Below are 17,999 nucleotides of genomic sequence, written 5' to 3' on the forward strand. Positions count from 1 at the left end.
TTAAGCGATTGATCCTTTGGAGGTCGAAACCGCTTCCGGGCCATGCTAAGGGGCTGCGCGAACCCGCTTGCCTGCCTTGCCCTGCCCGGTTCGCCGGGCCGATGGACCCCAGAGATGACCGCGACTGCCACCTCAAATGCTGCCGGCTCCGCCTGGGCGGAAACGCTGCTCTTGTCGTTCGCGCAGGCCGGCTATGTCAGGGCCGAGCCGGCGATCCTGCAACCGGCCGAGCTGTTCCTGGACCTCTCCGGCGAGGACATCCGCAAGAGCCTTTATCTCACCACCGACCTCTCCGGCGCAGAGCTCTGCCTGCGCCCGGACCTCACCATCCCGGTTGCGCGCGACTATCTCGCCTCTGGCCGTGCCGGCCAGCCGGCCGGGTTCAGCTATCTCGGCCCGGTGTTTCGCTACCGTAGCGGCCAGCCCTCCGAGTTCCTGCACGCCGGCATCGAATCGTTCGCCCGCCAGGACCGCGCCGCGGCCGATGCCGAGATGCTTGCGCTGGCGCTGGAGGCGACCGCCGCCTTCGGCGTCCGCGATGTGGAGATCCGCACCGGCGACGTCGCGCTGTTCAATGCGCTGCTCGACGCGCTCGACCTGTATCCGGTCTGGCGCCGCCGCCTGGTCAAGGATTTCAACCGCAAGGTCAGCCTGGAGCAGGATCTGGAGCGGCTGGCGGCCGCGACCACGGCGACCCGCAGCGAATACCAGGGCGTGCTGGCGGCGCTCGCCGGCTCTGACCGCAAGGCGGCACTCGCCTTCGTCACCGATCTGATGTCGATCGCCGGCACCACCAATGTTGGCGGCCGCACCACGGCCGAGATCGCCGATCGCTTCCTCGAGCAATCCACGCTGAAGGGCGGCGCCCTGCCGCGCGAGGCGATCGTCGTGCTCAAGCGCTTCTTGGGCGTTGCAGGCAATCCCGACGACGCGATCGCCGAGTTGCGCGCGCTGACCGCGGATGCAAAGCTCGATCTCGATGCTGCGATCGACCAGTTCGAGAGCCGCGTCGGCTTCATGGCCGCGCGTGGCATCGACGTGAAGCAAACGCGCTTTTCGACGGCGTTCGGGCGCGGCCTCGATTATTACACCGGCTTCGAGTTCGAGCTTCATCACAGGGGCAACGGCGCCGAGCCGCTCATCGCCGGCGGCCGCTATGACGGGCTGATGACCCAGCTCGGCTCCGCCGAGCCGATTCCCGCCGTCGGCTTCTCGGTCTGGGTTGACGCGCTGACGAAGATCGGCCGCAAGGTGGGAGCTTAAGTCATGAGCGCGCCATTCGTTCTGGCCGTTCCTTCCAAGGGCCGTTTGCAGGAGAACGCCGAGGCCTTTTTCGCCCGTGCGGGACTCAAGCTGTCGAAGGCCGGCGGCGCCCGCGACTACCGCGGCACGATTGCGGGCCTCGACAATGTCGAGGTCGCCTATCTCTCCGCGAGCGAAATCGCATCGCAATTGTCGCGCGGCTTCGCGCATCTCGGGGTCACCGGCGAGGATCTGGTGCGCGAGACCATCGCCGATGCCGACAGGCGCGTGTCGCTGATCGAGGGGCTCGGCTTCGGCTATGCCGACGTGGTCGTCGCGGTGCCGCAGGCCTGGATCGACGTCCGCACCATGGCCGACCTCGATGACGTCACCACCGGCTTCCGCGAGCAGCATCACATGCGGATGCGGGTCGCGACCAAGTTCGTCAATCTGACCCGTACGTTCTTCCAGACCCACGGCATCACCGATTACCGCATCGTCGAAAGCGCGGGCGCGACCGAAGGCGCACCGGCGGCTGGCAGCGCCGAGCTGATCGTCGATATCACCACGACCGGCGCGACTCTCGCCGCCAACGGCTTGCGGGTGCTCGACGACGGCGTGATCCTGCGCAGCCAGGCCAATCTCGTGGCGTCGAAGGATGCCGACTGGTCGCCGCAGGCGCGAGAGACAGCCCGTGTCATCCTCGATCACATCGCAGCGCGGGCGCGGGCCAACAAGTACCGCGAGGTCCGGACCCGCTTCCGGCAGTGCGATGCCGCCCTGCTGGGCGAGGCCCACAGCCGGTTCGGCGTCGAAGCTCCTTTTGGCGGACCGACTTCGTCAGGGATGCTGACGCTGCACTGCCCACCAGGGCAGCTTTATGCGCTGGCGACCTTCCTGCGGGAGCATGGCGCCGAGACCGTCTCGGTGGGATCGCTCGACTACGTATTCGACCGGGAGAACCCGCTGTTCGCGAAGCTCGAGGCGTTTCTGGGACGTTGAGCCAGGTTCGTTCAGCATAGCGACAGCAAATGGCAGCTACCATATGCTGTTGAGAAGATCTAACACCTCTGGAACCTTGATCGATGACGCTGGGCTCTGACGTTTCCGGCATGACGACCACCGCAGCGAGCGCCGCAGCGAAGGGGCTGTCGATCGTCATCCCCGTCTACAACGAGGCGGCGGGTCTATCGGCCTTGCATCAGCGCATCTGCGATCTCGCCAAGACCCTGCGGCAACGCTATCGCCTCTCCTGCGAGGTCGTCTATGTCGACGATGGCAGCAAGGATGCGACGCTGGCGATCGCGCGATCGTTGCCCGCGGACGCGATCGATGTCCAGGTGGTGTCGCTGTCGCGCAATTTCGGCAAGGAGGCCGCGCTGATGGCGGGCCTCGACCATGCCCGGCTCGGTGCCGTCATGTTCATGGACGGTGACGGCCAGCACCCGCCGGCACTGGTCGAGCAGCTGGTGCGGCACTGGATCGACGACGGCTATGACGTCGTCTACACCGCCAAGGCGCATCGCGACAACGAGCCTTTCTTGCGGCGGGTCGCGGTGCACGGCTTCTACGCGCTGATCAATTGGGGTGCTCGCCAGAAGATTCCCGAGGACGCCGGCGATTTCCGCCTGCTGTCGCCGCGCGCGGTCGCTGCGCTCAGGCAGCTGCCGGAGCGCAACCGTTTCTTCAAGGGCCTCGCCAGCTGGATCGGCTTCCGCCAGATCCGCGTAGACTATGAACCCGCGGCGCGCGCCCATGGCGTCACCACCTTCAACGCCGCAAGCCTGCTCGGCCTCTCGATCGAGGGCCTGACCTCGTTCTCGGTGGCACCGCTGCGCTTCGCCAGCCTGTTCGGCGTCATTCTCGCCGGAGGTGCCTTCCTGTTCGGCCTTTCGATCCTCTGGGAGGTGCTCACGACCGGCAAGCAGGTGCCCGGCTATCCCTCGCTCGTGATCGGCCTGATGACCATCGGCGGCGTGCAGCTCATCATGATCGGCATCGTCGGCGAATATATCGGCAAGATCCTCTCCGAGCTGAAGGCGCGGCCGATCTACTTCGTCGCCGAACACAGCGAAAAGCACTCCGAGGCCGACAAGGCCCAGGACGCCTCAAGCCGGGACGCGGCGAGCAGGACGGCGGCCGAATGAGCGCGGCCGCGGACCTGCGGCGGATCTGGCTCTGCGCGGACGATTACGGCATCAGCCCGGGCGTCAATCGCGGCATCCGTGACCTGATCGAACGCGGCCGCCTCAACGCCACCTCGGTGATGATGGTGGGGCCGGCGATCGCACGCAGCGACGTCGAAGCGCTTCAATCCGCGGCCGAGACCAGCCCGCGCTGTGCGATCGGGTTGCATGTGACGCTGTCGGCGCCGTTCCGGCCATTGACGATGCACTTCCGTCCGCTCGACGGCGACATGTTCATGCCGTTCCCGAAGCTGCTGCGCGCGGGCCTCCTGCGGCGGCTCGACCGCGAATTCGTCCGCAACGAGGTCAAGTCGCAGCTGGCAGCCTTCATGGACGCGTTCGGGCGCGCACCCGATTTCGTCGACGGTCACCAGCACGTGCAGCTCTACCCGCAGGTGCGCGACGGCTTTGTCGATGCGGTCGTTGAGGCTGTGCCGAACGCCTGGGTGCGTCAGGGCGGCCGCGATCTACCGCTCAGGCAGCGGCTGGCGTCCCCCAAGGCTCTGGTGCTCGACAGTCTCAGCGCGCAATTCCGCCGCCGCGCCGGCAACGCAGGCCTCAGCTTCAATCCCGGCTTCGCCGGCGCCTATGATTTTACGCGCGCCGCCGATTTCGGCGCGCTGATGCGGCAGTTCCTGGAAGGCCTCCCCGACGGCGGTCTCGTGATGTGCCATCCCGGGTTCGTCGATGACGTCCTCGCCAGCCTCGACCCGATGACGGACGTGCGTGAACGCGAACATGCCTATCTCGCCGGCGACGCCTTCCCGCGCCTGCTGGCGGACAGCAAGGTGACATTGGGATGAGCCGGCGCAACGACAGCTTGTCGCATACGGAAATTTAATCCGGGCGACACTGTTGGGGCCATAATGGAACCCTACATCTCCTGCGCGCTTGGTTTGCGCGAAGGAGAGAGATCATGACGCCGCAGGAACGCCAGCTCGTCGACGACCTTTTTGACCGGCTTTCAAAGCTGGAAAATGCACCGCGCGATCCCGATGCGGTCGCCGCGATCTCCGATGGCCTGCGCAAGGCTCCCGGCGCCGTCTATGCGCTGGTGCAGACCACGCTGCTGCAGGACGAAGCGCTCAAGCGCGCGCATAATCGCATCCAGGAGCTCGAATCCGCTCAGGCGCCGGACCCTGCCCAGTCCGGCGGCTTCCTCGACACCATGCGCGATACGCTGTTCGGCGGGGCACCCTCACGTGGCTCGGTGCCGAACGTGCCGCCGCGCGAGCAGCGCCCGACATGGAATAGCGGCCAGGCGATGCAGCAGGCCCAGCCGGGCTACGGCGCGCCTTATGGCCAAGGTCCGGGACAAGGTTTTGGCGCCCCGCCCGCGGGCGGTGGCGGCGGCTCGTTCCTAGGTACGGCGGCGGCGGCCGCGGCCGGCGTCGTCGGCGGCTCGCTGCTGCTCTCCAGCATCCGCGGCATGATGGGTGGATCGCATCAACAGGGCTTTGGCGACAGCAATGCTCTCGGCGACCGCAGCGCTGGTGGGAGCCCCTGGGGCGGCGGCGGCGACCAGTCCGGCGGATCGCTGGCGCGCGATGCCGGCCTCAATGACATCGGCTCGAACCGCGATTCCCGCCAGGGCTTGTTCGATCAGGCGTCGAACGACGATCGGCACAACGACAACAACCAGAGCTACGACGATCACGACGACAACATGGACATGGCCGACGACGGCGATTTCGGCGACGACGACGGCGGCAGCGATTACGCGTGACGTCGCCCGATAGTGGCGCAAGCAAAGACGGCCGCCCAAGTGGCGGCCGTTTTCATTTCGAACCTCGCGCGATCACAACACCACGACCTTGGTGCCGACACTGACGCGGCCGTAGAGGTCGATGACGTCCTCGTTGCGCATGCGGATGCAGCCGGAGGAGACGTTGGTGCCGATGGTCCAGGGCTCGTTGGAGCCGTGAATGCGATAGAGCGTCGAGCCGAGATACATCGCGCGGGCGCCGAGCGGATTGTCCGGGCCGCCTTCCATGTGCCTGGGCAGATCGGGCCGGCGCGCGAGCATTTCGGCCGGCGGCGTCCATGCCGGCCATTCGCGCTTGGCCGTAATCGATTTCACGCCGGACCAGGTGAAGCCAGGACGGCCGACGCCGATGCCGTAGCGCATCGCCCTGCCGTTGCCCTCGACGAGGTAGAGGAACTTGTTCGGCGTGTCGACCACGATCGTGCCGGGACTTTCCTTGCCGTTATAGTCAACAAGTTGTTTCTCGAATTTCGGATCGAACGGACGCTGCCGCGGGTCGACGGCGTCCTGCTGCAGCGCGCCTTGCTGAATTGCGCCTTGCTGATATTCACCCTGCATCTGCGGCTCGCCCATCGGCGGCAGGCGGCGCTGATCGTAGTAAGCCGGCTGCTGCTGATATACCGGTCGCTCGGGCGCGTAAGCCGGACCGCGTCCGGGGCCGTCGCCGAACAGAAACTCGATGAAGCCGCCGCCCAGGTTCGAATTTGAAGCGACGCGCACCGGCGCTGGCGGCACCCGCGGCGCGTAGAGCACCGCAGGCGGATCGTTCGGCACGCTGTTGTCGAAGGCGCCGGCTTCGTTCACGCCGGCAATGAAGGTACAAGCGCTGCCGAGCAGCGCGACAGACATTTTTTTGAACATCGACGTACTCTGTACTGTTTCGTCTAGATCACACACCCCGTAGACGGTGCCTGGCTGATCGGCGCCCGCGACGTGGTCAATAAAAGGCAAAAGCCGTTTTGTTTGGTAAACGGAACGAGCGTTTGGATTCACCACGTCGCGAGCGACGGCGCAATTTGGCAATCAGCGTTTATTTTCCATGAACGTCGCGCGTCCATGGTTAATCGCCGCTTGCGCAGCGTCGCGCGAAGCCGCCGAGCGGTTCCGGCTGTGAACTTCGTGTTAAATCGCTTCTGCCTACAAAGACGCGTGAGTGAGGTGGGGGGAGTATCCTGATGGCTGTTCACCGCAAGCGTTTTCGTGTCGAGGATATCGTTGCTGGCGAGATGCCCGTTCTAGACGTGACTGAAGAGGTACTCCCGATGCATAGCGAGATCATGGCCGAGCTGCGTGCGATCCGCGCACAGATGGCGAAGGGCCTCGCCGCGGCTCCGCTGTCCGGCAGCGCAGCCATGGCGGCGATCGACGCCTCGACGGCTCACGAGCTCGCCGAAGCGCGTGCCATGCTCGACACCTACCGAGCGCAGATCGAGCAGTGCGAGAAGCTGAAGGTCGAGCTCGACCTCATCCACGACGCCATCGATCGCACCAAGCGCGAAATCGCAACGTTGCACGGCAAGAGCTTCGACGGCGGGGAGATGGCCAAGGTCAATGGCGAGCTCGGCGCGGTGGTCGGGGGCACCGAGCAGGCGACCCAGCAGATCCTCGAGGCCGCGGAATCGATCGACCAGGCCGCCAGCGCGATGTCCAAGGTCGACTCGGCCGATCAGCAGAAGCGGCTCGCCGACGACATCCAGGAACGCGTCATCTCGATCTTCGAAGCCTGCAACTTCCAGGACCTGACCGGCCAGCGCATCAGCAAGGTCATGAACACCATGAAGTTCATCGAGCAGCACATCAATGCGATGATGGACATCTGGGGCGGCGTCGACGCGATCAAGGCCCATGTGCCTGCGCAGGTCGACAACCGCAGCGACGACGAGAAGCTGCTCAATGGCCCGAAGCTCGCCGGCGACGTCGGCCACGCCTCGCAGGACGACATCGACGCGCTGTTCGACTGAGCGGTCGCGGATACGGAAAAAGCAAAACGCCGGTCCTGGGACCGGCGTTTTTGTTTCTCGTCATTGCGAGGAGCGAAGCAATGACGAGGGGTTAGGCCGGAGGCCACCTCACGCCCGGGGCGCGCAGCGGACGTAGACCATGTTGCCGTAGCGGGTGGCGGCGTCCTTGTCGATGAAGCGGGTGATCAGGACGCGGCCGTCGAAGGAGATGATCTCGCGGTCCTGGTCGCCGGGGGTCGGACCGGCGGGACCGATGTAGTTCTTGCCGCTCGGAGAGCCCTTGAGCCGCAGTTCCTGCGGCGTCGCCTGGTCGGCGAGATGCATGATGACGCCGCCGGAGGAGCCGGCGGTGATCACGTAGGGGTTCTTGCATTGGGCGCGCGCGGCGGCTTCTGTGCGAGCACGGTCGGCGGGGTTCTGGAACGAGGCGAGGCCCCAGCGGCCGACGATCTCGTCGGCGCGGATGGTGGCGGGCATTTCCGGAGCCACGCCGGGCTCGGCTTCGGGCGGCGGCGGGGAGGACGTCAAGGACGGCAGGTTGAAGCCGCCGCCGCAGGCTCCCAGCAGCAGCGCCAGACAAGAGGCGGCGGCCAGATTGGCAACCGTGCGCGCGTGAGCCGAACTGATCATGGCATTCCCCCCGAACAAGACCATGGCCGCACCCCTCCCGCAGCCAAGCGCAAAACTGCTGCCGGAGCAATGACGTCCTTCTGTACGCCGACACCCCGAACGAGTTTCCAATGCCACCATCCTATATCCGCCTCAACAACCGCTTAACCACCTTTGCTTGACAGGATCGCGGCCAAGCCATATTTCCGGGCCCACTATTAGCACTCGGAAAGCCCGATTGCTAAGCGCGCCGTTCGATTCTCGATGAGAGGGTGGACGGAAGCGCCGCCCCACCGACTTCCACTATTTCCTAAGCGAGCCTCCAAAGGGAAACGTCATGGCTAAATCCAAATTTCGTCCGCTGCATGACCGTGTCGTGGTCAAACGTATCGACGCCGAGGAAAAGACCAAGGGCGGCATCATCATCCCCGACACTGCCAAGGAAAAGCCCTCCCAGGGCGAAATCGTCGCCGTCGGCCCCGGCGGCCGGGACGAGACTGGCAAGCTGATCCCGATCGACCTCAAGGTCGGCGACCGCGTGCTGTTCGGCAAGTGGTCGGGCACCGAGGTCAAGATCGACAACGAAGAGCTCCTGATCATGAAGGAGTCGGACATCATGGGCGTGCTGGCCTAGGGCCATTCGCCTGAACGGCCGCTGAATATCGTCTCGTCATGCCCGGGCAGAAGCGCGTGTTCGCGCTAGACGACCCGGGCGTCCAGCACGTTTCGCAAGATGATGGATTGCCGGGTCAAGCCCGGCAATGACGAAGAAGAAGCGGCAAGACACATCACGAACACGAGGGATTGAGAGATGGCTGCCAAAGACGTCAAATTCTCCGGAGACGCGCGCGATCGCATGCTGCGCGGCGTCGACATTCTCGCCAACGCCGTCAAGGTGACGCTCGGCCCGAAGGGCCGCAACGTCGTCATCGAGAAGTCGTTCGGCGCGCCCCGCATCACCAAGGACGGCGTCACCGTCGCCAAGGAAATCGAGCTCGAGGACAAGTTCGAGAACATGGGCGCCCAGATGGTGCGTGAGGTCGCCTCCAAGACCAACGACCTCGCCGGCGACGGCACCACCACCGCGACCGTGCTGGCCCAGGCCATCGTGCGGGAGGGCGCCAAGGCAGTTGCGGCCGGCATGAACCCGATGGACCTCAAGCGCGGCATCGACTCCGCCGTCGCCGCCGTGATCAAGGACATCGAGAAGCGCGCCAAGCCGGTCGCCTCCTCTTCCGAGGTCGCCCAGGTCGGCACCATTTCGGCCAACGGCGATGCCGCCATCGGCAAGATGATCGCCCAGGCCATGCAGAAGGTCGGCAACGAGGGCGTCATCACCGTCGAGGAGAACAAGTCGCTCGAGACCGAGGTGGACATCGTCGAGGGCATGAAGTTCGACCGCGGCTATCTCTCACCCTACTTCGTCACCAACCCCGAGAAGATGACCGCCGAGCTCGAGGACGCCTACATCCTCCTGCATGAGAAGAAGCTCTCGGGCCTCCAGGCCATGCTGCCCGTGCTCGAAGCGGTGGTGCAGTCGGGCAAGCCGCTCGTCATCATCGCCGAGGACGTCGAGGGCGAGGCGCTGGCCACCCTGGTCGTCAACCGCCTGCGTGGCGGCCTCAAGGTCGCCGCCGTCAAGGCGCCGGGCTTCGGCGACCGCCGCAAGGCCATGCTGGAGGACATCGCGATCCTCACCGGCGGCCAGCTGATCTCCGAGGAGCTCGGCATCAAGCTCGAGAACGTCACGGTGAAGATGCTCGGCCGCGCCAAGAAGGTGGTGATCGACAAGGAGAACACCACGATCGTCAACGGCGCCGGCAAGAAGCCCGACATCGAGGCCCGGGTCGGCCAGATCAAGGCCCAGATCGAGGAGACCACCTCGGACTACGACCGCGAGAAGCTCCAGGAGCGCCTCGCCAAGCTCGCCGGCGGCGTCGCGGTGATCCGCGTCGGCGGCGCCACCGAGATCGAGGTCAAGGAGAAGAAGGACCGCGTCGAGGACGCGCTCAACGCCACCCGCGCCGCGGTGCAGGAAGGCATCGTCCCCGGCGGCGGCGTCGCGCTGCTCCGCGCCAAGAAGGCCGTGGGCCGTCTCACCAACGCCAATGACGACGTCCAGGCCGGCATCAACATCGTGCTGAAGGCGCTGGAAGCCCCGATCCGCCAGATCTCCGAGAACGCCGGCGTGGAGGGCTCGATCGTCGTCGGCAAGATCCTGGAGAACAAGTCCGAGACTTTCGGCTTCGACGCCCAGAACGAGGACTATGTCGACATGGTCGAGAAGGGCATCATCGATCCCGCCAAGGTGGTTCGCACCGCGCTGCAGGACGCCTCCTCCGTGGCCGGCCTCTTGGTGACCACCGAAGCCATGGTCGCCGAAACGCCGAAGAAGGACGCGCCGCCCGCCATGCCCGCCGGCGGCGGGATGGGTGGCTTCTAAGCCTCCACCCCACGACATTGATTGCGAAGGCCGCCTCCGGGCGGCCTTCTTTTTTGCCGACCTTCCCCTTTCGCTTTCCGATTCAACCAGCGGCCAAAACCCACTACGGTGGCGCGCCGATTCGATTGCGCGAGGATTTCATCGATGCGTGCGCTTCTGGTTTGTTCGACGGCCGTCGTGGCGGCCCTGCTCGCCGTTTGGCCGGATCGGGCCCCTGCCCAGATGAAGCTGTCGCCGAAGGCGACAGCACCGGGCGGAACCGAGACGCGCTATTTCACCTCCATCGACGGACTGATGGACGGCAATGCCGACGTGATCCTGAAAGAGACGCGCCAGGGCAAGAATGTCACCGCGGCGGTGCTCGATGTCTGTTACCCGATCGCCAGGAATTCCGACCGCAAGGACCGCTTCGTCGTCAATCTCCAGGTCGCGGGGCAGACGTTGACCGGAACGACGCAGAGCCTTGGCGAGAAGTCGCCGGTCAGCGTCAAGCTGACGCGCAAGCAGTCCGGCGACACGTTTGAATTCCGCGGCCAGATCTCGATCGGCCAGGCCGTGACCGAGGTCACATCGCCCGACAATTCCGACCTCAGCGAAAGGGAATTCCTGGACAACCAGACCTCCGACGACGGCATCACCTCCCAGCCGAAGGACTTCACGGACGTTTCTCCGGAAGCGATTGCGGTCAGGGTCAAGCTCGACGCTGCGACGGACTTCCTGAAGAGCCTGAAGGGCCAGGAGGTCGAGGTGACGCTGGCGAGCCTCAGCGTCGGCTGCGATGCACTGCGCGCGGGCGAGCAGACCATCAACATGTCGGTCGATCCAGAGCGTGCGGGCGCGCTGCTGGCCAAGTTCAAGGCGATGCCGGGCGTCACGGCGGCAGGTTGGACCGCGGGCATGACCGAGATGGACCGGACCATCCGCTTCCCCGCGGCGGACTGGCGCGAGGGCGACAAGATCAACAAGGCCAGGCTTGCGACTGCGGTGGCCAACGTGCTGAGCAGGACACTCGCCGCAAAGCCGGTCTCGCAGGACTTCGATCCCGCAACGGGCAAGCTCAAGCTGGTGTTCAAGCGGCCCAATCAGGATTTTCCGGCGCTCGAGCTCACCGACACGATCGAGGTCGCAGGGCTCGTATCGCCGGACAAGCCGGGCTCCACCGACAAGCTCATGCTCTGGATCGGCAGTCCCGCCACCACGACTGCCGACGAGAGCGGCGGCGCCAAACTCAATCTGTCCGACGACGCGAGCCTGGACGAAGAAGGCGATCTTCCCGAGGACAACGGGTCGATCGAGGCGCTTGCCCGGGAGCTGAAGGGCCAGCACTGGGACGCGGACAAGTCGGTGTGGAAGTGACGTAGTCTATTCCGGGGCGACGCCTCAGGCGTCGAACCCGGAAGGACCTGACGGTCAATTCCCCGTCGTGCGAAAACGCAGCGGTTTCGGGCCGATCAGCGTGAGCACGTCGCCCTGGCGCGTCCAGGTCTCGACGCTGCCGAGCGCTGCCACGAGCTCGTCGTCGGCCCGGGCCCGGGCGGGCGGGCAGGAACGGTCCTGGATCTGCCCGGGAACGAAGATCACGGTGTTACCGGCGACCGAGAACTGCCCCTTGCCGCCCTTGCACCAAAGCTCCAGCACGACCTCGCCATGGTCGCCGATCTCGATGTTCGGAATCCGCTTCGAGCCGGCTTGCGGCAGCGCTTCCAGCGTCATTTCGGTACCGAACGGAAACCCCTCCTGGGCACGCGCGAATGTGGACATCGCGAGCATTGCAACCGCGGCACACATCAATCGTTTGAGCGAAACCATGAAACCCCTGGACCGACCTGATTCGCGGCACCTTCTATAAGACGGCCGCCTCCTTGAGAAGGTTCGCGCAGATGCAAAGATCCCCGCGAGGGGAACCTCGCGGGGATTTGCGTCGTCAGCGACATCGATCCTACTTCAGCACCAGCTCCGTGAACGGCCAGACATAGGCCTGCAGCGTCACGAGCACGCCGACGAGGCACGCCAGCACGATCGAGTGCCAGAACACGAAGCGCAGGATAGTGCCCTCATGGCCGTACCAGTTGGTGGCGGTGGAGGCGACCACGATCGATTGCGCATCAATCATTTTGCCCATGACGCCGCCGGAGGAGTTCGCCGCCGCCATCAGCACCGGCGACAGGCCAAGCTGCTCGGAGGTGATCTTCTGCAGGTTTCCGAACAGCACGTTGGAGGCGGTGTCCGATCCCGTCAGCGCCACGCCGAGCCAGCCGAGCAGCGTGCCGAAGAAGGGATAGAGCACGCCGGTCGCCGCGAAGGCGAGGCCGAGCGTGGCGTCGACGCCGGACAGGCGCGTCAGCGTGCCTATCGCCAGCATCGCCGAGATCGTGATCAGCGAGATCGCGCACAGCCGGATGGTGCGGCCATACTCGGCCGCCAGCTTGCCGGGACCGACCCCCATCAGGATGCCTGCGATGATCGCAGCGATCAGCATGCCCGTGCCGGTGAAGGACAAGTAGGTGAAGGCGAACACCGCACTCTCTTTCGTCGGGCCCGGCGCAACCGGCGGCATCTTGTTGATCATCTGGTGCAGCTCGGGCACGGGGTAGTTCCAGACGAAGATCGAGTTCGCCCACGCCTTGAAGCCACCGTTGCCCCAGATCAGCATCACGATGCAGACGATGATCCAAGGCAGCAGCGCGCTGAACAGCTCGCTCTGCGTCAGCGGCGTCTTGTCGAGCGGCCTTGCCGCCGCCATGGTGGCGGCCGATTCATCATTGCCGCGCAACGCCGGCGACAGCCAGAGCTGCTTCGGCTGCCACACCTTCAGGAACAGGATCAGTGCGCCCATCGAGATCAGCGACGCGCCGATGTCGACGATCCAGGGATTGATGTAGTTCGAGATCACGAATTGCGGGACGGCAAACGATATGCCGGTAACGAAGATCGCCGGCCAGACGTCCTTCATGCCCTTCCAGCCCGCGAATGCCCACACCACCCAGAACGGCACGATCAGCGAGAAGACCGGCAATTGCCGGCCAACCATCGCACCGAGGATGTAAGGATCGATCCCGGTGACGGAGGAGAGGCCCTGGATCGGCGTACCCAGAGCGCCATAGGCGACCGGGGCGGTGTTGGCGATCAGCGACAGGCCGGAAGCTGCGAGTGGCGAGAAGCCGAGACCGATCAGGACCGCGCCGGTGATCGCGACCGGCGTGCCGAAGCCCGAGGCGCCCTCGAAAAATGCGCCGAACGAGAAGGCGATCAGCAATAATTGCAGCCGCCGGTCCTCGGTGACACCACCGACCGCGCGCTTCAAAAGCTCGAAGCGCCCGGTGGCCACCGTCACCTGGTAGAGAAAGATGACGTTGAGAACGATCCAGCCGATGGGAAAGAAACCGGTCACGACGCCCAGCACCGAGGCGCGGATCGACATGTTCGCAGGCATGGTGAAGACGAAGATCGTGATCAGGTTTGCCACGATCACGGCAATAATGGCCGCGATATGCGCCTGGACGCGCCCGCTCGCGATCAGCACCAGCAACGTGACGACGGGCACCGCCGCCGCGATCGTCGACAGCACCGGGCTGTTCAGCGGATCATAGACTTGATTCCACATGGTCTTTCTCCCCACGCATGTTTGTGGCAGGCGGCCCGCGTGGAGAGCCGATCCTGCTTGAAGCTGAAGCGATAAAGCCTGAGCTGGACGCAAATTCCTCGCGAACGCGGCGGTTCCCGCCCGCTCACAAGCTCGCGAAAGTCCCTGAGCATCCACCCGCGCAGTCGAGCCCCATGCTAGGGTCGCCAGGTGCGACAATCCACCGCAAATTGTAGAGCTTGCGACTTTGGTCTAACCGCACCCGTTTCCAAAATTGCCTCAAGTCCTTGGCCCTGGGCCGCTATACACGCATTCCCTGAGGAGACCCTGCTCTGTGAAGAACATCAGCGCCACGCTCGCGATCGTCTGGCGAATCGCCGCCCCCTATTTCCGATCCGAGGACAAATGGGCCGGGCGCGGCCTGCTCGCCGCGGTGGTCGCGATGGAACTGGCACTGGTCGCGATCGATGTGCTGGTGAACCAGTGGCAGAACCGGTTCTACAGCGCGCTCCAGACCAGCGACTGGGACACCTTCGTGCGGGAGATCTGGATCTTTATCGCGCTCGCGTTCACCTATATCGCGCTCGCGGTCTACAAGCTTTACCTCAACCAGTGGCTCCAGATTCGCTGGCGGCAATGGCTCACGCGGCACTATCTCGGCGAATGGCTGCAGAATGCCACGCATTACCGCATGCAGCTCAAGGGCGATGCGGCCGACAACCCGGACCAGCGCATCACCGAGGACGTCAAGAACTTCGTCGAGCAGACGCTGAGCATCGGGCTCGGCCTGCTCTCGTCGATCGTGACGCTGTTCTCCTTCGTGATCATCCTCTGGGGCCTTTCAAACGCGGCACCGCTGCGCCTGTTCGGCACCGATGTCATGATTCCCGGCTATCTGTGCTGGGGCGCGTTGATCTACGCGATCTTCGGCACCGCGCTGACGCATTGGATCGGCGCACCGCTGGTCAACCTCAACTTCGAACAGCAACGCTATGAGGCTGACTTCCGCTTCAATCTCGTCCGCGTCCGCGAGAATTCCGAGCAGATCGCGCTGCTCAACGGCGAAGGCGCCGAACGTGCCCGCCTGCTCGATCGTTTCGGCTTCGTGATCGCCAACTGGTACGCCATCATGAGCCGGACCAAACGCCTCACCGCGTTCACGGCCAGCTATCAGCAGGCCGCCGTGATCTTTCCCTACGTGCTGGTGGCCCCGGCATTCTTCGCCAAGAAGATCCAGCTTGGCGACATGATGCAGACCGCATCCGCCTTTTCCAGCGTACAGGGCGCCTTGTCGTTCTTCGTCACGGCTTACCGGTCGCTGGCGGAGTGGCGGTCGATCGTTGCGCGCCTCGATGGCTTTGAAATGTCGGTCGATTCGGCCGCGAACCTGCCGCTCCATGAGCCTGCGATCGCGCTGGAAGTCGCCGGCAGCGGCGGCCATATCGAGCTCGAGCAGCTCTGCGTGAACCTGCCCAACGGCACGCCGCTGGTCGCCGCCAAGAGCTTCGCCATTCAGACGTCGGAGCGCGTGTTGGTGACCGGACCGTCGGGCTCCGGCAAGTCGACGCTGTTCCGGGCCATCGCCGGAGTTTGGCCGTTCGGCACCGGCACGGTCGTCATCCCGGAGAAGGCAAAGCTGATGATGCTGCCGCAGCGGCCCTATTTTCCAGTCGGCATGTTGCGCGACGCCGTGGTCTATCCGGCAGCACCCGGCGCGTTCGCCCCAGCGCAAGTGCGCGACGCGTTGATCGCGGTCGGGCTGCCGGGCCTCGCAGAGCGGCTTGAAGAGGAGGGTCACTGGAATCGGATGCTGTCGCTCGGCGAGCAGCAGCGCCTTGGGCTTGCGCGCGCGCTGCTGCACATGCCGGACTATCTGTTCCTGGATGAGGCGACCGCCTCGCTGGACGAGCCCTCCGAGGCGCGGCTTTACCGGCTGCTGGCGGAGAAGCTGCCGCAGGCCACCATCGTCTCGATCGGCCACCGCTCGACGCTCGACGCCTTCCACACACGCAAGGTAGCGCTGGTGAAAGATGGCACAATCCATGTCCTCGGCGGTGAACGGGCTGCAGCGGAGCCGAGCGCGGCGCGCTGAGGCGGAGCGCAAGCCGCATCTGTTCTCCTCCGAATTGAAGCCAAGTCCCTCCCGGCGAGAAGGCGCTCGGTGGCTGTTCGCTGCCGCTGCTGCTTCGCCATGGCCGGCCTCGTCCCGGCCATCCGCGCGCTCGTTGTGCGGCGCTGCCAAGGACGTGGATGCCCGGGCCAAGCCCGGGCATGACTTTCGTGAAGAGACCGCAGCCAAAGCAAAAGGGCGGCAGGTTGCCCTGCCGCCCTCGCCAAGTCGCTTGGAAGAAACTTACTTCAGGTTGGTCATCGCCGTCAGATCGAACGAGAGCTTGGCGATGCCGGTCGCGCCGCACCACTTGGAGCCGGCTCCGCCGGGGTTGATCGGGGTCGCATTGGTCGTTCCGCCGGCGGTATAGTCGCTGGTGAAGGCATTGCAATCACCCCTGCTCAGGTCGGTGTCGGAGTAACGGAGATCCAACGTCATGACCTTGTAGGTGAAGCCGACACCGATATTCCAGGTGTTGTAGTCGGCATATTTGATGCCGTTCGGGAACGGGCCGCCACCCAGCGGGCTGGCAATGCCCGTGCCATAGAACGAATCGGAGGTGCCGAACCACTGACGGCCGAACTCGCCGGACACGTACATCCCGACGCCGCTCGCGCCGAAGGTGGTGCTCGGCGCTATCCATTTGGCCGTGACCGAAGTGTAGTTGCCCCAAGCCCCGGTGTTGAGGAAGTTCGGCGAATAGAACTCGCTGATGCCGAATGCCCAATTGTCATTCACCGTGTAGGTCATCTTGCCGTAGACTTCGAAGAAGCTGACATCCCTCTTCATGACGTTGCCGTTGAGCAGGGCGTTGGCGGCACACTCGGCGCTGAGCGGATTGCCGGCGGTGTCGGTTGCTGCGCCGTAATAGCAGGTCCCACCCGGATACAGGTAACCCCAGACGCCGATGTCGAAGGCGAACGCACCGAAGGTCGGGCGAATACCGCCGTAGACATCGATCTCGGCCGCCGCGCGGTTCGGGAAGGAGATGCTCTCACCGGCGAGGCCGATATAGAGCTGGAGATCCTTGGTGACGTTGTAGCGCGGCTCGAAATAGGCGGCGACCGACGGTTTGTGGTTCGACTGGGTGATGCCGCGGAAGACGTAGTTGCTCATGATCGCGCCGCCGAAGGCGATATCCCAAGGGTCGAAGGCCGGGGGCGGCGAGGCCTTCAGCGCCTTCACACGCAAATCCGCCGCGAAAGCCGAACCCGTCGTCACCATTGCCAGCGCCGTTGCCAACAAAGCCACTTTTTTCATTTCGATCCCCATCGCCAGTTCTTACTCGGTCGGATCCCGGAAGCCCCCCGGGGGCATACGACCCATCTGCAAAATTGCGTGACTGCGACAATTTGAATTGAGGGGCGTGAACCGAGAAGCAAAAAGGGCGGGCATCTGCCGACTTTTTGGGCGTTTTGACGGTTTCACGAAAGGTTGTCCGCCTGTGTGGCTTCTTGATCACATTATTTGCATTCCAAAGTGCAGAGGAGCCCCGTGTTAGTCCGGACATCGTTGGCCGGCGTGATCCCAGGGCCACGAATCAGATCGCGCGGAGGAACGCGGCGGTCCACCCTGCCTGCAACGATGCAAAAAGGCCGCAGCGCCCGGCGCTGCGGCCTTCTGTTCTTCCAAGGGGACGGAAAGTCCGACCTACCCCTGACCCTCGGCAGCCGCCGCCGGCTCCGCAGAAGGCGAAGGCATCGCCCAGCTAGTCTCGGCGGCAGGCTCGGCAGCCGGAGCTTCCGCCGGTGCTGACGGCTTCGGAGCAGGAGCTGCCTTCGCCTTCTTCGGTGCCGCTTTCCTTGCGGCTTTCTTGGGTGCGGCCTTCCTGGCCGACTTTGCCGCGCCCTTCTTGGCGGCTTTCTTCGGGGCGGCCTTCTTGGCAGATTTCTTTGCAGTCTTCTTCGTAGCTTTCTTAGCCGACCTTTTCGCGGACTTCTTGGCTGCTTTCTTGGTTGCTTTCTTGGCCGCTACAGCCTTCTTGGCCTTTCTGGCCTTCTTGCTTTTCTTCTTCTTCGCTTTCGCCATCGTGGTCCTCCTGTTGCCGCCGAACAATGGTCGATCGGGCGTCTTCAGTCGTCACCTCGGGAGGAAGGCTCA

General features: G+C 64.6%; 16 protein-coding genes. 10 read left to right on the forward strand and 6 right to left on the reverse strand.

Annotation, left to right across the window (positions count from 1 at the left end):
- Window positions 1–114 precede the first annotated feature (114 nt).
- The 5 genes from K408_RS0101270 to K408_RS0101290 all read left to right on the forward strand — a co-directional run bounded on the left by K408_RS0101270 (window position 115) and on the right by K408_RS0101290 (window position 5,154).
- On the forward strand, window positions 115–1,263 hold the full coding sequence (locus K408_RS0101270) for an ATP phosphoribosyltransferase regulatory subunit (protein ID WP_024337523.1): 1,149 nt from the start codon (window positions 115–117) through the stop codon (window positions 1,261–1,263).
- Window positions 1,264–1,266: 3 nt separating this feature from the next.
- Entirely contained in the window at window positions 1,267–2,244 is a 978-nt protein-coding gene (gene hisG, locus K408_RS0101275) for an ATP phosphoribosyltransferase (protein ID WP_024337522.1), read from the forward strand.
- 83 nt (window positions 2,245–2,327) lie between these two features.
- Entirely contained in the window at window positions 2,328–3,389 is a 1,062-nt protein-coding gene (locus K408_RS0101280) for a glycosyltransferase family 2 protein (RefSeq protein WP_024337521.1), read from the forward strand.
- Window positions 3,386–4,231: a ChbG/HpnK family deacetylase gene (locus tag K408_RS0101285; RefSeq protein ID WP_024337520.1), complete on the forward strand. Its 846-nt coding sequence runs from the start codon at window positions 3,386–3,388 to the stop codon at window positions 4,229–4,231. Before K408_RS0101280 ends, K408_RS0101285 begins: the two co-directional genes overlap by 4 nt.
- A gap of 113 nt (window positions 4,232–4,344) precedes the next feature.
- Window positions 4,345–5,154 carry a DUF2076 domain-containing protein gene (locus K408_RS0101290; RefSeq protein ID WP_024337519.1) on the forward strand — a complete coding sequence of 270 codons (810 nt, stop codon included), beginning with the start codon at window positions 4,345–4,347 and terminating at the stop codon, window positions 5,152–5,154.
- A 72-nt stretch (window positions 5,155–5,226) separates the two neighbouring features.
- On the opposite strand, the gene K408_RS0101295 is transcribed toward K408_RS0101290, so the two are convergent.
- Entirely contained in the window at window positions 5,227–6,054 is an 828-nt protein-coding gene (locus K408_RS0101295; RefSeq protein WP_024337518.1) for a L,D-transpeptidase, read from the reverse strand.
- Between the two features lie 314 nt (window positions 6,055–6,368).
- Here K408_RS0101295 and K408_RS0101300 point away from each other — a divergent pair, with 314 nt between their 5' ends.
- Window positions 6,369–7,154 (forward strand): protein phosphatase CheZ, encoded by a 786-nt coding sequence (locus K408_RS0101300; protein WP_024337517.1) that lies wholly within the window; start codon window positions 6,369–6,371, stop codon window positions 7,152–7,154.
- A gap of 108 nt (window positions 7,155–7,262) precedes the next feature.
- On the opposite strand, the gene K408_RS0101305 is transcribed toward K408_RS0101300, so the two are convergent.
- Window positions 7,263–7,784: a hypothetical protein gene (locus K408_RS0101305; RefSeq protein WP_024337516.1), complete on the reverse strand. Its 522-nt coding sequence runs from the start codon at window positions 7,782–7,784 to the stop codon at window positions 7,263–7,265.
- 316 nt (window positions 7,785–8,100) lie between these two features.
- Between K408_RS0101305 and K408_RS0101310 the strand changes: the two genes are divergently transcribed.
- The 3 genes from K408_RS0101310 (at window position 8,101) to K408_RS0101320 (ending at window position 11,562) form a co-directional block, all read left to right on the forward strand.
- Entirely contained in the window at window positions 8,101–8,397 is a 297-nt protein-coding gene (locus K408_RS0101310; RefSeq protein ID WP_008544107.1) for a co-chaperone GroES, read from the forward strand.
- Between the two features lie 177 nt (window positions 8,398–8,574).
- Window positions 8,575–10,206: a chaperonin GroEL gene (gene groL, locus K408_RS0101315; RefSeq protein ID WP_024337515.1), complete on the forward strand. Its 1,632-nt coding sequence runs from the start codon at window positions 8,575–8,577 to the stop codon at window positions 10,204–10,206.
- Window positions 10,207–10,350: 144 nt separating this feature from the next.
- The gene (locus tag K408_RS0101320) at window positions 10,351–11,562 is read left to right on the forward strand and encodes a hypothetical protein (RefSeq protein ID WP_024337514.1); all 1,212 of its coding nucleotides are present in this window, start codon (window positions 10,351–10,353) and stop codon (window positions 11,560–11,562) included.
- Window positions 11,563–11,616: 54 nt separating this feature from the next.
- Here K408_RS0101320 and K408_RS0101325 read toward each other — a convergent pair whose 3' ends face one another.
- Window positions 11,617–12,015: an META domain-containing protein gene (locus K408_RS0101325; RefSeq protein ID WP_024337513.1), complete on the reverse strand. Its 399-nt coding sequence runs from the start codon at window positions 12,013–12,015 to the stop codon at window positions 11,617–11,619.
- Between the two features lie 130 nt (window positions 12,016–12,145).
- Window positions 12,146–13,810, reverse strand: a complete 1,665-nt coding sequence (locus tag K408_RS0101330; RefSeq protein ID WP_024337512.1) for an L-lactate permease — start codon at window positions 13,808–13,810, stop codon at window positions 12,146–12,148.
- A gap of 313 nt (window positions 13,811–14,123) precedes the next feature.
- Here K408_RS0101330 and K408_RS0101335 point away from each other — a divergent pair, with 313 nt between their 5' ends.
- Window positions 14,124–15,881 carry an ABC transporter ATP-binding protein/permease gene (locus K408_RS0101335; protein ID WP_024337511.1) on the forward strand — a complete coding sequence of 586 codons (1,758 nt, stop codon included), beginning with the start codon at window positions 14,124–14,126 and terminating at the stop codon, window positions 15,879–15,881.
- A gap of 261 nt (window positions 15,882–16,142) precedes the next feature.
- Here the strand turns inward: K408_RS0101335 and K408_RS0101340 are convergent, their stop codons facing one another.
- Window positions 16,143–17,159 (reverse strand): TorF family putative porin, encoded by a 1,017-nt coding sequence (locus K408_RS0101340; protein ID WP_024337510.1) that lies wholly within the window; start codon window positions 17,157–17,159, stop codon window positions 16,143–16,145.
- Window positions 17,160–17,549: 390 nt separating this feature from the next.
- Window positions 17,550–17,927, reverse strand: a complete 378-nt coding sequence (locus K408_RS0101345) for a hypothetical protein (protein WP_024337509.1) — start codon at window positions 17,925–17,927, stop codon at window positions 17,550–17,552.
- Between the last annotated feature and the right edge of the window lie 72 nt (window positions 17,928–17,999).

Origin of the sequence: Bradyrhizobium sp. in8p8 (assembly GCF_000426845.1) — a bacterium.
In the GTDB taxonomy this organism is placed as follows: Bacteria; Pseudomonadota; Alphaproteobacteria; order Rhizobiales; family Xanthobacteraceae; genus Bradyrhizobium; species Bradyrhizobium japonicum_C.